The organism is Tenacibaculum aquimarinum (genome assembly GCF_022478115.1).
Taxonomy (GTDB): domain Bacteria; phylum Bacteroidota; class Bacteroidia; order Flavobacteriales; family Flavobacteriaceae; genus Polaribacter; species Polaribacter aquimarinum_A.
The window spans coordinates 67765-82787 of the sequence record NZ_JAKGSC010000005.1; the positions used below are offsets into that span (position 1 = coordinate 67765).

Below are 15023 nucleotides of genomic sequence, written 5' to 3' on the forward strand. Positions count from 1 at the left end.
TAAACTTATATTCTTTTAAAAAAGCAACTCAAATGAGTTGCTTTTTTTTTATGGTTTTACTTCACTTGACTTTCTCATAAAAAAATACGAACTTCGCTAACTCCTGATATATCGAATTAAAACTCGGCATATCATTTAAGTTACCTGCAAGCTGAACAACCGAACAAAAAGAAAAAAATAGAAAATATGAGTATATTTCACTTCGCTTTTAAAGTAAAAGACATCGAGTCAACACGAAAATTTTATGTAGAAATTTTAGGATGTAAAGAAGGAAGGTCAACTGAATCTTGGATTGATTTTGATTTTTTTGATAATCAACTATCTGCTCACGTTAGTAATAAATTTCCTGAATTGGATTATTGTGGAAAAGTAGATGGAGTAAGTGTTCCAATTCCTCATTTTGGGTGTTTATTGGACAAAAGCGAGTTCGAAAGAATTGAAAAGAAACTGAAATCGGAGAAAATTGACTTTGTAGTTAAACCACAAAAGAGATACGAAGGAAAAGTTGGAGAACAGATGACAATGTTTGTATTTGATTATAGTGGAAACCCAATAGAATTTAAATCATTTTCAAACAATAATGAGGTTTTTGCCGAATAAAAGCCAGCAGGTAACAACGTATATAATTTATTGCTAGTTCTAGCCTACTTACGAAAATCCTCGCGGATTTTCTATTTGGTTTGTATTTGCTAAATTACGTGCAAAACCACGCAACAAACCATATACAAACACGTTAGCGAAACCATAAAAAAACTCCAATTCTTAAAATTGGAGTTTTTTTTAATATTTTTCTATAAAACTAAGACAACCCAGAAATTACACCATTATTATCTATTGTCATTCCTTCGGAAGCTGGTTTTGACGGCAAACCTGGCATTCGCATCATTTTACCTAAAATAGGAATTATAAATTGTGCACCAGCAGCAATCTCTATTTCACGAACGGTAACTACAAAGTTTTCTGGTCTTCCAATCAGTTTAGCATTATCAGAAAATGATTTCTGTGTTTTTGCCATACAAATTGCAAAATCGTTAAAACCTAACCTATCAATTCTACGTAAATTTAACTTTGCTTTATTATCGTATTCTACAGAAGTTGCTCCATAAATTTCTTTAGCTATAGTTTCAATCTTATCTTTTACAGGAGACTTCCAATTGTATAACGGCTTAAACTCTGTCGCTTTATTTTCCACAACATCAACTACAGCAGTTGCTAAATCCTTAGTTCCTTCTCCCCCATTTGCCCAACCTTTAGATAAAACTGCTTGTACACCTAAACTTGCACATTTCTCTATCACAAAATTCACTTCTTCATCAGAATCTGATACAAAAGAATTGATTGCAACCACAGGTTCAATATTAAATTTTCTGATGTTTTCTATATGTTTTTCTAAGTTTGAAAATCCCGTTTTTACTTTTTCTAAATCTGGCGTATTATACGCTTCTTTTTGTGCGCCTCCATGATGACGTAATGCTCTAATTGTTGCCACTAAAACTACACACTTAGGGTTTAAACCTCCAAAAGCAGATTTTATATTCAAGAACTTCTCCGCTCCTAAATCTGCTCCAAAACCAGCTTCTGTAACTACATAATTGGATAATGAAAGTCCCATTTTGGTAGCAATTAAAGTATTTGTTCCTTGTGCAATATTTGCAAAAGGTCCACCGTGAATAATTGCAGGATTTTCTTCTAATGTTTGTACTAAATTTGGCTTTATGGCATCTTTTAACAGAATTGCCATGGCGTTTTCGGCTTTTAAATCGCGTGCAAAAACAGGTTTTTTATCAAAAGTAAATCCTATAAAAATATCTCCTAAACGTTTTTTAAGGTTTTCGAAATCGGTTGTCATGCAAAGAATTGCCATTACCTCTGAAGCTGGCGTAATATTGAATCCGTCTTGTCTTGGAATTCCGTTTGCTGTTCCCCCTAAACCAATTGTAATATCTCGCAACGCTCTATCATTCATGTCGATAACGCGTTTCCATAAAATAGTTCTTGGATCTATATTTAAGTTATTTTCTTTGCTTTGTAAATTGTTATCAATTAAGGCAGACAATAAGTTATTGGCTTTTTCAATAGCGTTAAAATCTCCCGTAAAATGAAGATTTATGTCTTCCATTGGTACAACTTGCGAGAATCCGCCACCAGCTGCACCTCCTTTTATTCCAAAAACGGGCCCTAAAGATGGTTCTCTTAAAACTACGGTTGCTTGTTTTCCTATTTTATTTAAACCTTCGGTTAAACCAATTGAAACTGTGGTTTTTCCTTCGCCTGCTGGCGTTGGTGTTAATGCGGTTACTAAAACAAGATTGTTGTTTTTTATTTTTTCTTCATCTATTAAATGTAAAGGTAATTTAGCTTTGTATTTTCCGTACATTTCTAAATCGTCTTCTTTAATAGAAAGCTTTTTTGCAATATCTTTTATGTGTAATAAATGCTTTTCTTGTGCAATTTCTATATCCGATTTAAAACTCATTCTTATCTTTTTAGTTGTTTATGTTCAATTTTGGTTTTGCGTTAGGGATTGAATGGCGTGTTTGAGCTCTTTTATGAGGCACGAATAAAAAGCGAGTAATGAAAGCCCGCTCGAACGCCCAAATAGCAATATTTCAATACAATAAAAACCAAGTAAATATACTGTTTTTTGTAAGTAAAAAAATTAACTTTTTAAAACACTTGCAATTGTATTAAAAAAGAATTGGGTAAGAGTATTTGAAATACTATATTTGCACGTTTTTACACAAAAGTCGAACAAAATTATAAAGATGCAAAACAAAGGACTTATTAAAGTATTCGCTATCCTTTTTGGATTAGTTAGTTTATACCAATTATCATTTTCGTTTTTTACAAACAATGTAGAGAACAGTGCAAAAGCCTATTCTCAGGAAATGGCTGTTGAAAAAACAGGTAGAGAACTTGCTACGCTAGAGAAAAAATATTTAGATAGTGTTGCTAACAAAGATATTATTGCTGGGTATACCTACAATGATATTAAAGACAAGGAAATGAACCTTGGGTTAGATTTAAAAGGTGGTATTAATGCCATTTTACAAGTATCTGTAAAAGATATCTTAATTGGTTTATCTAACGATTCTAAGAGTGTGGTATTTAAAAAAGCGTTAGCAAATGCTGATGAAGCTCAAAAAGATAGTCAAGATAACTACTTAGACTTATTTTTTAATGCTTTTGAAACGGAAGCAAACGGTACTATTAAATTAAGTGATCCTGGAGTTTTTGGAACTAAAGCTTTACGTGAAAAAATTGACTTTAAAAAGACAAACGCTGAGGTTAAACCTATTTTACAAGAAGAAATTAACAGTTCTATTAATACTGCTTTTGAAGTATTACGTAGTAGAATTGATAAATTTGGTGTAGCACAACCAAACATACAACGTATTGGAAACTCTGGAAGAATTCAAATTGAATTACCAGGAGCTAAAGATATTGATCGTGTAGAAAAATTATTACAAAGTACTGCAGAATTACAATTCTGGGAAGTACATACTAACGCAGAAGTACAAAACTTTTTCTTTGAAGCGAACGCAAAAGTAAGCGAATTATTAAAAGATACTTCAGTTACAGAACAAGCTAAAGATTCTACAGATACAAATAGTATTGATGATCTTTTAGGTGAAAGTGCAGACTCTACAAAGGTTGCTCAACAAGAATCGTTGTTTAAGTATTTACAACCAATGGTTGCTCAAAACCAACAACAAATTAGCTCTTTAGTTGCTAATGCAAGTGTATTAGATACTGCTAAGGTTAATACTCTTTTAGCAATGAAAGAAGTTACTGCTTTATTACCTGCAAACTTAAAGTACACAAAATTCTTATGGGATTATAAATCTAATACAGGAACTGACGGAACTGAATACATTGGTTTATACGCTATTAAAGGTAACAGAAACGATGTTGCAAATATAGAAGGAGATGTTATTTTAGATGCTGCACAAGTTTACGACCAATTAAGTAAGCCTGAAGTTAGTATGACAATGAACAGTTCTGGTTCTAAGCAATGGGCAAAATTAACTGGTGATAATACTGGTAAATTTGTAGCAGTTGTTTTAGATGACTATGTATATACTGCTCCATCTGTTCCTGGTGCAATTACTGGTGGTAGAACTTCTATCTCTGGTGGAACTATGACAGTTGAAGAAGCTGAAGATATTGCTACGGTTTTAAAAGCTGGTAAATTACCTGCTGCTGCAAGAATTATTCAATCGGAAGTTGTTGGACCATCTTTAGGTAAAGAATCTATTAGTGCAAGTACTTGGTCTTTTGGCTTAGCAATTTTATTAGTATTAGTATGGATGTTCTTATACTATGGTAAAGCTGGTTTATATGCAGACATTGCATTATTAGTAAATATCTTATTTATTTTTGGAGTTTTAGCTTCATTTAATGCTGTGTTAACATTACCTGGTATTGCTGGTATTATCTTAACAATTGGTATGTCTGTAGATGCAAACGTAATTATATTTGAAAGAATTAAGGAAGCACTTTACGGAGGAAAAGGTTTAAAACAATCTGTAGAAGAAGGATTTAGTTTTAAAGGAGCTTTATCTGCAATTATTGATGCAAATATTACTACTTTCTTAACAGGAGTTATTTTATACGTATTTGGAACTGGACCAATTAAAGGTTTTGCATTAACATTAATGGTTGGTATTTTAACATCATTATTTACAGCAGTATTTATTACTCGTTTGTTTATTGATGGTGCTGTTGCAAGAGGAAGTAACTTAACATTTAACACTTCAATTTCTAAAGGATGGTTCCAAAACATTAACATAAGCTTCTTAAAAAAACGTAAGATTGCTTACTTTATTTCTGGTGCTATTATTTTAGCTGGTTTAGTTTCTATTGGAACTTTAGGATTAAAACAGGGAGTTGATTTTAAAGGAGGACGTTCTTATGTTGTTCGTTTTGATCAAACAATGAACCCAACAGAAGTTGCAAATACATTAAAAGACGCATTTGGTACTGCTCCCGAAGTAAAAACTTATGGAAACGATCATCAATTAAAAATAACAACGGTTTATAAAATTGATGAAGAAGGTAAAAATGTTGACAACGATGTTCAAAATGCATTATTTACTGGATTAAAATCTTATTTAGGAGACACTACTTACGAAGCCTTTAAACCTGGTTTTGAAAAAGCAGGAAGTGGAGTAATGAGCTATATGAAAGTAGAACCAACTATTGCAGATGATATTAAAAAATCTGCTTTATGGGCTGTAATTGGTTCATTAATAGTTGTATTCTTATACATCTTATTACGTTTTAGAAAAATGTCTTATTCTATTGGTGCTGTTGGAGCTGTATTCCACGATGTATTAATTGTATTAGGAGTATTCTCAATATTCTATAAAATAATGCCATTTGATATGGAAATCGGGCAATCATTTATTGCAGCTATATTAACTGTAGTTGGATATTCATTAAATGATACCGTGGTTATCTTTGATAGAATTAGAGATTTTGTTGGTGGTAAGAAAACAGTTGCTGAAGGAGATGTAGACAAAGCATTAAGTTCTACTTTAGGAAGAACAATAAATACATCTTTAACAACATTATTAGTAATGTTAGCAATCTTCTTCTTTGGAGGAGATTCTATTAGAGGATTTATGTTTGCCTTAATTGTAGGTGTTGTTGTAGGTACATATTCATCTTTATTTGTGGCTACTCCATTAATGTACGATACTTCTAAAAAAGAAGAAAACAAAAAGAACTAAAACTCTTTTCACAAAATATTCAAAAACCGTTTTAAGTTATCGCTAAAAACGGTTTTTGTATTTAATATCAAGCAACTATCTTTGCAACCTGATGAAAATAACAAGAATTCACGATTTATATTTTAAAGAGTTTATCCCTTCGGATGAAATTACTAGCATTGTTAAAAATTTAGCAAGACAAGTAGAAAGCGATATAGACAAAAATGAAGTGCCAATATTTGTTGGTATTTTAAACGGATGCTTTGTATTTGCCGCAGATTTTATTAGAGAATATAATGGTAATTGCGAAGTTTCATTTGTAAAACTGGCATCTTACAATGGTACATCTTCAACCGAAAATGTAAAAAAACTAGTAGGTATAAATGAAGATTTAACTGGAAGAACAGTTATAATTCTTGAAGATATAATTGATACAGGAACAACATTACAGGAGATTTATACAATTTTTAGAAGCCACAATGTAAAAGAACTTAAAATTGTAACATTATTCTTTAAGCCAGATGTTTACAAAAAAGAGTTGCCAATAAATTATATTGGTAAAAACATAGACGACAAATTTATTGTTGGCTACGGATTAGACTACAACGAATTAGGTAGAAATCTACCTTCAATATACCAACTAACAACACAACCTAAAATGAAAAACATCGTATTATTTGGCCCTCCAGGAGCAGGAAAGGGAACACAAGCAACAGTTTTAAAAGACACGTATAACTTAATTCACATTTCTACTGGAGATGTATTTCGTTATAATATAAAAAATCAAACTGAGCTTGGTTTATTAGCCAAAAAATATATGGATGAAGGAGATTTAGTTCCAGATGAAGTTACCATAAACATGTTAAAAGCTGAAGTTGAAAAAAATGCTAATGCTAACGGATTTATTTTTGACGGATTTCCAAGAACTGAAGATCAAGCAGTAGCTTTAGATGCTTTTTTAGCTGAAAAAGGAGAACGTATTAACGGTATGGTTGCTTTAGAAGTTCCTGAAGATTTATTAGTAGAGCGTTTATTAGAACGTGGTAAAACTAGTGGAAGAACAGATGATACTGACGAATCTAAAATTAGAAATCGTTTTAACGAATACAATACAAAAACAGCCATCTTAAAAGATTTTTACGAGGCACAAGGAAATTACTTTGGTATAAATGGTGTAGGTTCTATTGAAGAAATTACAGCACGTTTATCTGAAGTTTTTGATACATTATAAATTATATAGTTGATTAGTTTATCCGTTTAACGAATAAACTATTTAAACAAATAAACGAATAAACAATTACACGATTAAACAGAAACCATGACTGAAGGAAATTTTGTTGATTACATAAAAATACACGCAGAATCTGGAAAAGGCGGCGGTGGATCGGTGCATTTACATCGTGAAAAATTTATTACCAAAGGTGGTCCAGATGGTGGAGATGGTGGTCGCGGCGGACATATAATTGTTCGTGGCGATAAAAATATGTGGACATTATTTCACCTAAAGTTTAAAAAGCACTTTAGAGCAGATCACGGTGGACACGGAAGCGCAAGCCGTAGTTCTGGCGCAGATGGTGCAGATGCTGTAATTCCTGTTCCTTTAGGAACCATTGTTAGAGATGCAGATACTGATGAAATATTGTTTGAAATAACTGAAGATCAAGAAGAAGTAATTTTATTACCTGGAGGAAAAGGTGGACTTGGAAACTGGAATTTTAAATCTTCTACAAATCAAACACCTCGTTATGCGCAACCTGGTATTGAAGGCCAAGAAGGTTGGTACAGATTAGAATTAAAATTATTAGCAGATGTTGGTTTGGTAGGTTTTCCTAATGCAGGAAAATCAACTTTATTATCTGTTATTACTTCAGCAAAACCAAAAATTGCAGATTATGCTTTTACAACGCTAAAGCCTAATTTAGGTATTGTAGAATATCGTGATTATCAAAGTTTTGTAATGGCAGATATTCCTGGAATTATTGAAGGCGCAGCCGAAGGAAAAGGTTTAGGACACCGATTTTTACGTCATATTGAACGTAATTCTACTTTGTTATTTTTAGTTCCTGCTGATAGTGATGATATTAAAAAGGAATATGAAATTTTACTAAACGAACTTAAAAAACACAATCCAGAATTATTAGATAAAGATAAGTTGTTAGCAATCTCAAAATCAGATATGTTGGATGATGAATTAAAAGAAGAAATTAAGCAAGATTTACCAGAAGGTATTGAAGCTTTATTTATCTCTTCTGTTGCCCAACAAGGTATTACTGAATTAAAAGATAAACTATGGAAAATGTTGAATTAGATACCTATGGAAAAAATTATTTGTTTAGCCTGTAAAAACGAATCAACACAAAGTGTTGATAACTGTATTAAATGTGATTTCCCTTTTAACGGATCTGAGCAAGAAAAATCTAAACATATTGGACAATTCATAATGAAAAAAGGAGTTGTTTATGACACTGATGAATCTTTAGGTAGGAGCAAGAAAATAATTTCAATTATTGCTTTATTCAATACTATCTTTTTAATTTTTGGCTTATATAACGGACAAATAGATATTTTAAATATAATCCTTAACTTAATTGTAATTTTTATATTTATTTGGTGTGCTATTACGATTAAAAAAAATCCTTTTGAAAAAACACTAATTCCGTTAATTCTATTTATTTCAATAATTATATTAAATTTTATTATTAATCCAAACACTCTTTTTCAAGGAATTTTATGGAAAATAATTTTTATTGGTAGTTTATCTTACAGCATGTATTTAGTTAAGTCTACAGAGAAATTTAGAGAGAAATTTAACAAATAATTAGGTTTCGACTGCATAAAACAGATTAGGCCTTAAATAAACTTACTCCTTTAACTGAATTCTTATCGGCAAAGAATATTGCGAAGCAACTGGAATTCCACGTTTGATAGCAGGAAATATTTTAGGTAAACTATTTACGGATGCTTGTAGTAAACTATCTAACTTAGGTAATTGTTCTCTAATATTTTCTGAAGAATTTATCTTTTTTAAAATAAATTTCCCTTCTGTAGAAATCTCTAACTCAACATTTATGAACTCGTCAATAGGTTTTTTAATTTCTAAATGATGTTGTGCTAAATTAGCTGCAATCTTTTTGTGAATAGTTTCTCTAAAACAACTTGTTTTAGCTTCATCAATTTTGTCTTTACATTCTAAAAATGATGGAAAAACGTCAACTTTATTAAAATTGATAATTGTATCTAAACTTTGCTGAGTTGAGTTTTTATCCGAATAAAAATACGTACACGAAGTGCAACAAATTACTAGTAAAAAACAAAACAATACACGCATTTAGTTAAATAAATTATTACGTGAAAATACAACTTTTAGTTTAATCTAAAATTTCTCCTTTTTGGAAATAATATTTCTTGATTATTGTGAGTTGTTCTTTTGCATGATTAGTTAATAAACTATCCTTTTCTTCAAACTTATCTACGTAATTATTAAAGTGTTTATATGCTATTTTCTTGTCCTTATAATATTCTTGAGACAAGGTTGCCATTTGATACAATGCCTTATAATTAGCACGATTTTCCTGATATGCACTTTTAAACATAGCAATTGCTTCTTTTATTTTTTTGGTTTCCAAATTTACTTGACCTAAACCATAATACTCTTCGTCTCTCCTATCTTTACCTGTAAAAGTTGCCATGCTAAATTGAAAAAAAGCTGTTTTAAAGTCTTTCTCTTCTAAAGCAATTTGACCTAAATAAGTATAACTTTTATGATCATTTTGATCCAATTCTTTAGCCTTCTTAAAATACTTTTTAGCTTCTTCAAAATTCTTTAATTTATACCAACTTCTACCCAGCATCTTTTGTGTAAACATTTCGTTTGGACTTAAAGAATCTACTTTTTCTAAAATTCTAATTCCGTCTAAATAACGTTTGTCTCGATACAACTTATTAGCTTTTAATTTATTTAACGGAATATGATTTGGATTCACAACCAAACCTCTTTCTATAAAAATATTCGCAGAATCTCTATCTCTTAGGCTAAGAAATGAAGTTGCTAATAGATGAATTGCTTTAATATGTTCATCATCTTTTTTATACGTATCTAAAAAGCTATTAATTTTTAAATTTCGCTTTTTTAACATTGTATATGCCAAACCTAATTGATATGAGTAATTAGCATTTTCAGCATCTTTTTTAATTAGTTCTTGAAAAATTTCTTTTGCTTTTTTAGGCTTGTTTGTCAACAAATACAGACGCCCAACGCTATAATTTACTAATAGATTTTCTGAATCGTTTTTAGTAATTTCTTCAAAAACTGAAATAGCTTTTTTGTATTTTTTTAGTTTTTGATATGCTTTACCTAGTTTTACCTTAGTAGCATAATCATCTTTAAAACTAAGCGCTTTTTCATAATATAAAACTGCTTTTTTATTATTGTCTATTGCTTCAAAAATGGCAGCTATTTTATAATTAGACACAAAACTTTCTGGTAGTTTTTCTAATTGTTGTAACGCAATCTTATAACGTCCTTTTTGCAGTAAACTATCAATCGTAGTAAAAGCCGAAGTTTGCGCCTCGACTTTTGTTAGAAAAATTAAAACAAATAGTACTAAAATTTTCTTTTTCATAATCCACTTTTATTCTATCATAAATGTAATTGGTAATGTATAACCTACTCTTACTTTATTACCTCTTTGTATGCCTGGTTTCATTTTAGGTAATTTATCAATCATATTAACAGCTTCCGCTTTTAAATCTGGATGTGGTGCACGTGCATTTACATCTGCAATAAAGCCATCTTTATCAATTTTAAATTGCACATATATTTTCTTTTTACCTGAAGATAAGCCTAAACTTTTTCCTAAACTGGCATCAAAATTGTCTCTTACAAATTCTCTCATTTTTTTATTGAAACAATCTTTATCTCCTTCTGGACAACCTGGAAATGTTGGTGGTGTTTCTATAATTGAAAAAGGAACGTCTTCTGATATTTCTCCTTTGCTATCCACTTCTTGAATTTCTGTAACTCCACCTGTTACGTTAGCATCTCTTATTTTATCTAAATCAAAAACTAACATTTTCTTTTTGGAATCTAATCCTTCATAAATTTTGGGATTTGAAAACCTACTCTTATTGCCTTTTGCTTTATCATTAAACTTATCGTACTCATCTTTTTCGTATAATTCTAAATCGTTATAAGTTAATTCTTTTGTACTTGGTAATTCACCTACATATAAATCGAAATAAGATTCTTCTGTTAAACCAGATTTTATGTTTTTTTCACCAAAATACACTTTCATTACTTCCTTTTTAGCAACCGCATCTTCGGTATTTTGAACCTCATCCGTACAAGCTGTATAAAATAACATACTTGCTAAAACTGGAACTAACAGTAAATAACGCAGTTGTTTTGTTTGATTTGATTTTCTTTTGGTCATCATAATAATTCTTTTTTTAATTAATGAATGTTTATAAAACTGATTGATAAACGATATATTTTCTACTTGAAAAAGATCTGAAAGTATATTATTTATGTAGTTTTCTTTAGTAGTTTCTTTGGTTACAATTTCATCTGAAATATATTCATGAACCAACGTAATTCGGTTTTGATACATCCAAATCATAGGATTAAACCACATTACAATTTTCAAAAATTCAAAAAATAACAGGTCAGCTGTATGGTTTTGTGAACTGTGAACCAGTTCATGTTGTATTATTTTCTCTTTTTTATTCTCGGCAATATCTTTTCCTAAAAAAATGAATTTAAAAAATGAAAATGCACTACTCTTTTTTGGTAATAAGACTAATTTATAAGTCGTTTTTTTAACTATTTCGTGTTTTAAAATTAGTCGGATTATCTTTTCTAATTTGAATAGGAATAGCACAAAGAAAACTGCACAACCTAACCAAAATAGTATTTGAATATAATTTATTGATGTTGATTGATACATTGTTGTACTCTCAATAACTTTTTGTGGAGACAACATTATTTCTGGCAACAAGATTGAAATTTCTTGTGGAACTACCTTTTGAAAACTTGGTATTTTAATAAACGGAATTAAAAAAGAAACAATTGCTGTACCTAATAAATACCATCTGTTTTTATTGAAAAAAGTTTCTTTACTTAAAAACAAATCATATACTGCTAAGAACAGTACTTGAAATAGAATTACTTGTATTATATAGTTTATCATGGCAATTATTTTTTCTTATTAACTTCCTTTAAAATAGTTTCCAATTCATTAATATCCATTTTGTTTTCTTTTACAAAAAACGAAACCATACTTTTAAATGAACCTTCAAAATAACCATCCATTAGTTTGTGTAAACTCTGGTTGCTATAAGCTGCTTTTTCTATCAATGGAAAATATACATAACCTCTACCCTTTGCTTTGTGGCCCACAAATTCTTTTGTCTCTAAAATCCTAATAATGGTTGAAACTGTATTGTATGCTGGTTTAGGCATTGGTAATTCTTCAATAACTTCTTTTACCGAAGCTTCTTTTAACTGCCATAAAACTTGCATTAATTGCTCCTCTGCTTTTGTTAATTGTTTGCTCATACTTCAATTTTCTGATATTATTACGTTTCAAATATAACTAAAAAATTAGTTTAAACTAATTTTTTAGTTGATTAAGTTGTAACAAATAAAGTAAAGAATCGTCTAATAGTTAGTAAAATCAATGCTTTGGCTTACATTTTGAGTATTGATTTATAATAATTAAAAAATTAAATGGATATATTTTTACTTCTATTAGGCTTTGTGTTTGTTGTTTTGGGCATCATTGGTTCTTTCTTACCTGTTTTACCAGGTCCTTTAACTTCTTGGATAGGTTTATTATTATTACATTCAACAAAGGTTTATCCGATGGATTGGACTTTTCTCGGAATTACATTAGCAATAGCAATTTTAATATGGATTCTCGATTATTTTATTCCAGCAATGGGAACTAAAAAATTTGGCGGAACTAAATTTGGAGTTTATGGAACTACAATTGGTTTATTTATTGGATTTTTCTTTATTCCTGTTCCTTTAGGAATGTTAATCGGTGCTTTTTTAGGTGCTTTTATTGGTGAATTAATGTATGACGGAAAAGATACAAACCGAGCTTTAAAAGCTTCGTTTGGTGCATTTCTTGGATTTTTAGCTTCAGCAACTATTAAGTTTTCTATTGCTGCTGTGTATTTTGTGTTATTTTTTATTCAGTTTTGGGAATATAAAGGAGTATTTTTCTAGTTAGTAGTTAAGCCAATACTAAAACTTTGAAAGGTAGTTAGCAAACACACTTAGCCCCGATTGAACGGCTTGTTTGAGCTCTTTTGAGGAACGAAAAAAGCGAGTAGTGAAAGCGGGAAATAGCTTCAAAAAAAGTAATTTAAATTTAGTGCAAAAAAAAAGCGTCCCATTTAAGGGAAGCTTTCCATCGGTTTAACAAAAACCTTGACACATTTAAGTGCCTAACAACACAACTGCTGCTTAAAAATAAACAGCCTGCAAATATAAATACTTTAACCAAACCTGCAATGAAAAATCGTTTTTTTTTACATTGCCTAATTCTGTGAGTGTTTGTATCTTTACGGCTTTTAAAAATTTATCTAAATAAACCGATATGCAGTTATCAGAACAAGAAATTGTCCGTAGAGAAAAGTTAACAAAATTACGTGCTTTGGGTATAAATCCGTATCCAGCAGATTTATTTCCGTTAAATTCTAATTCAAAACAGATTAAAGAATCTTTTTCTGAAGGCAAACAGGTTATAATTGCAGGTAGATTAATGGCAATTAATGTGCAAGGAAAAGCTTCTTTTGCACAATTACAAGATGGTGAAGGAAGAATCCAGGTTTATTTTAACAGAGATGAAATTTGCCAAGGTGAAGACAAAACTTTATACAACGAAATCTTTAAAAAATTACTAGATTTAGGAGATTTTGTTGGTGTTGAAGGTGAATTATTTACTACTAAAGTAGGAGAAAAAACAGTACGTGTTAAAACTTTTAAATTATTGAGTAAAGCCTTAAAACCTTTACCAATGCCTAAAGTTAAAGATGGTGTAACGTTTGACGCTTTTACTGATCCAGAAATGCGTTACAGACAACGTTATGCAGATTTAGTAGTAAATCCGCATGTAAAAGAAGTATTTGTTAAACGTACCAAATTGTTTACAGCAATGCGTACTTTCTTTAACGAAGCTGGTTATTTTGAGGTTGAAACTCCTGTTTTACAACCAATTCCTGGTGGTGCAGCTGCAAGACCATTTATTACGCATCATAATAGTTTGGACATTCCTTTATATATGAGAATTGCAAACGAATTATATCTTAAAAGATTAATTGTTGGTGGTTTTGATGGTGTTTATGAGTTTTCTAAAAACTTTAGAAATGAAGGAATGGACAGAACACATAATCCTGAGTTTACAGCCATGGAAATCTATGTTTCTTACAAAGATTACAACTGGATGATGGATTTTACCGAACAACTTTTAGAGCATTGTGCTAAAGCTGTAAACGGAACTACAGAAGCTACTTTTGGTGAACATAAAATAGATTTTAAAGCGCCATACGCAAGAGTTACTATGGCAGATTCTATTAAACATTTTACAGGATTTGACATTACAGGTAAAACTGAAGATGAAATTAGAGCTGCTGCAAAAGGTATGAAGATTGAGGTTGATGAAACCATGGGGAAAGGAAAATTAATTGATGAAATTTTTGGTGAAAAATGTGAAGGAAACTACATTCAGCCTACTTTTATTACCGATTATCCTAAGGAAATGTCTCCGCTTTGTAAAGAACATAGAGAAAACCCAGAATTAACGGAACGTTTTGAATTAATGGTTTGTGGTAAAGAAATTGCAAATGCATATTCTGAATTAAACGACCCAATTGACCAACGTGAGCGTTTTGAACATCAATTAAAATTAGCGCAAAAAGGAGATGATGAAGCTACCGAGTTTATTGATGAAGATTTCTTACGTGCTTTAGAATACGGAATGCCACCAACGTCTGGTTTAGGAATTGGAATGGATCGTTTAATTATGTTTTTAACTAATAACCAATCTATACAAGAAGTATTATTCTTCCCGCAAATGCGTCCTGAGAAAAAAGCGCCTTCTGTTGAACTAAATGATGAAGAAAAAGCGGTTTTGGAAATTATTACTAAAGCAGAAAAAATAGATTTAAACGAATTGAAAACGCAATCTGGTTTGTCTAACAAAAAATGGGATAAAACCATTAAAGGTTTAACTAAAAAAGAAGTTGCAAAGGTTTCTAAAACAGACGAAGGTTTGTTTGTGGAAGCTTTGTAAAATATTTAGC

At 30.6% G+C, this 15023-nt stretch carries 12 protein-coding genes; 7 read left to right on the top strand and 5 right to left on the bottom strand.

All coding sequences use genetic code 11. From position 1 onward, the window contains the following. The first annotated feature begins 186 nt into the window (after window positions 1-186). Complete coding sequence (locus L1S33_RS10730) at window positions 187-600, top strand: VOC family protein (RefSeq protein WP_240551622.1); 414 nt, start codon at window positions 187-189, stop codon at window positions 598-600. A 199-nt stretch (window positions 601-799) separates the two neighbouring features. Here the strand turns inward: L1S33_RS10730 and L1S33_RS10735 are convergent, their stop codons facing one another. Then, complete coding sequence (locus L1S33_RS10735; RefSeq protein WP_240562321.1) at window positions 800-2476, bottom strand: formate--tetrahydrofolate ligase; 1677 nt, start codon at window positions 2474-2476, stop codon at window positions 800-802. A gap of 289 nt (window positions 2477-2765) precedes the next feature. Here L1S33_RS10735 and secDF point away from each other — a divergent pair, with 289 nt between their 5' ends. The 4 genes from secDF (at window position 2766) to L1S33_RS10755 (ending at window position 8532) form a co-directional block, all read left to right on the top strand. Then, on the top strand, window positions 2766-5735 hold the full coding sequence (gene secDF / locus L1S33_RS10740) for a protein translocase subunit SecDF (protein ID WP_240562322.1): 2970 nt from the start codon (window positions 2766-2768) through the stop codon (window positions 5733-5735). Window positions 5736-5826: 91 nt separating this feature from the next. After that, entirely contained in the window at window positions 5827-6945 is a 1119-nt protein-coding gene (locus L1S33_RS10745) for an adenylate kinase (protein WP_240562323.1), read from the top strand. A gap of 87 nt (window positions 6946-7032) precedes the next feature. After that, window positions 7033-8022 (top strand): GTPase ObgE, encoded by a 990-nt coding sequence (obgE, locus tag L1S33_RS10750; RefSeq protein ID WP_240562324.1) that lies wholly within the window; start codon window positions 7033-7035, stop codon window positions 8020-8022. Window positions 8023-8028: 6 nt separating this feature from the next. Beyond that, a complete protein-coding gene (locus L1S33_RS10755; protein ID WP_240562325.1) occupies window positions 8029-8532 on the top strand; it encodes a hypothetical protein in 504 nt (167 codons plus the stop codon). Between the two features lie 42 nt (window positions 8533-8574). Here the strand turns inward: L1S33_RS10755 and L1S33_RS10760 are convergent, their stop codons facing one another. Genes L1S33_RS10760 through L1S33_RS10775 form a run of 4 tightly spaced genes read right to left on the bottom strand, consistent with a single transcriptional unit; the run spans window position 8575 to window position 12270 of the window. Then, a complete protein-coding gene (locus L1S33_RS10760) occupies window positions 8575-9042 on the bottom strand; it encodes a PIN domain-containing protein (protein WP_240562326.1) in 468 nt (155 codons plus the stop codon). A 40-nt stretch (window positions 9043-9082) separates the two neighbouring features. Next, on the bottom strand, window positions 9083-10336 hold the full coding sequence (locus L1S33_RS10765) for a tetratricopeptide repeat protein (RefSeq protein ID WP_240562327.1): 1254 nt from the start codon (window positions 10334-10336) through the stop codon (window positions 9083-9085). Between the two features lie 9 nt (window positions 10337-10345). Next, window positions 10346-11902, bottom strand: coding sequence for a M56 family metallopeptidase (locus L1S33_RS10770; protein WP_240562328.1), 1557 nt, complete (start codon window positions 11900-11902; stop codon window positions 10346-10348). Between the two features lie 5 nt (window positions 11903-11907). Further along, window positions 11908-12270: a BlaI/MecI/CopY family transcriptional regulator gene (locus tag L1S33_RS10775; RefSeq protein WP_240562329.1), complete on the bottom strand. Its 363-nt coding sequence runs from the start codon at window positions 12268-12270 to the stop codon at window positions 11908-11910. Between the two features lie 171 nt (window positions 12271-12441). On the opposite strand from L1S33_RS10775, the gene L1S33_RS10780 reads away from it, so the two are divergent. Together L1S33_RS10780 and lysS are read left to right on the top strand one after the other, a co-directional pair. Next, a complete protein-coding gene (locus tag L1S33_RS10780; protein WP_240562330.1) occupies window positions 12442-12945 on the top strand; it encodes a DUF456 domain-containing protein in 504 nt (167 codons plus the stop codon). A 373-nt stretch (window positions 12946-13318) separates the two neighbouring features. Then, window positions 13319-15013 (top strand): lysine--tRNA ligase, encoded by a 1695-nt coding sequence (gene lysS, locus L1S33_RS10785; RefSeq protein ID WP_240562331.1) that lies wholly within the window; start codon window positions 13319-13321, stop codon window positions 15011-15013. The last annotated feature ends 10 nt before the right edge of the window (window positions 15014-15023 follow it).

Coding starts and splice junctions, on each gene's coding strand:
- L1S33_RS10780 (WP_240562330.1), top strand. CDS start 12,442: ATGGATATATTTTTACTTCTATTAGGCTTTGTGTTTGTTGTTTTGGGC.
- L1S33_RS10765 (WP_240562327.1), bottom strand. CDS start 10,336: ATGAAAAAGAAAATTTTAGTACTATTTGTTTTAATTTTTCTAACAAAA.
- L1S33_RS10735 (WP_240562321.1), bottom strand. CDS start 2,476: ATGAGTTTTAAATCGGATATAGAAATTGCACAAGAAAAGCATTTATTA.
- L1S33_RS10775 (WP_240562329.1), bottom strand. CDS start 12,270: ATGAGCAAACAATTAACAAAAGCAGAGGAGCAATTAATGCAAGTTTTA.
- L1S33_RS10770 (WP_240562328.1), bottom strand. CDS start 11,902: ATGATAAACTATATAATACAAGTAATTCTATTTCAAGTACTGTTCTTA.
- L1S33_RS10755 (WP_240562325.1), top strand. CDS start 8,029: ATGGAAAAAATTATTTGTTTAGCCTGTAAAAACGAATCAACACAAAGT.
- secDF (WP_240562322.1), top strand. CDS start 2,766: ATGCAAAACAAAGGACTTATTAAAGTATTCGCTATCCTTTTTGGATTA.
- obgE (WP_240562324.1), top strand. CDS start 7,033: ATGACTGAAGGAAATTTTGTTGATTACATAAAAATACACGCAGAATCT.
- L1S33_RS10760 (WP_240562326.1), bottom strand. CDS start 9,042: ATGCGTGTATTGTTTTGTTTTTTACTAGTAATTTGTTGCACTTCGTGT.
- L1S33_RS10745 (WP_240562323.1), top strand. CDS start 5,827: ATGAAAATAACAAGAATTCACGATTTATATTTTAAAGAGTTTATCCCT.
- L1S33_RS10730 (WP_240551622.1), top strand. CDS start 187: ATGAGTATATTTCACTTCGCTTTTAAAGTAAAAGACATCGAGTCAACA.
- lysS (WP_240562331.1), top strand. CDS start 13,319: ATGCAGTTATCAGAACAAGAAATTGTCCGTAGAGAAAAGTTAACAAAA.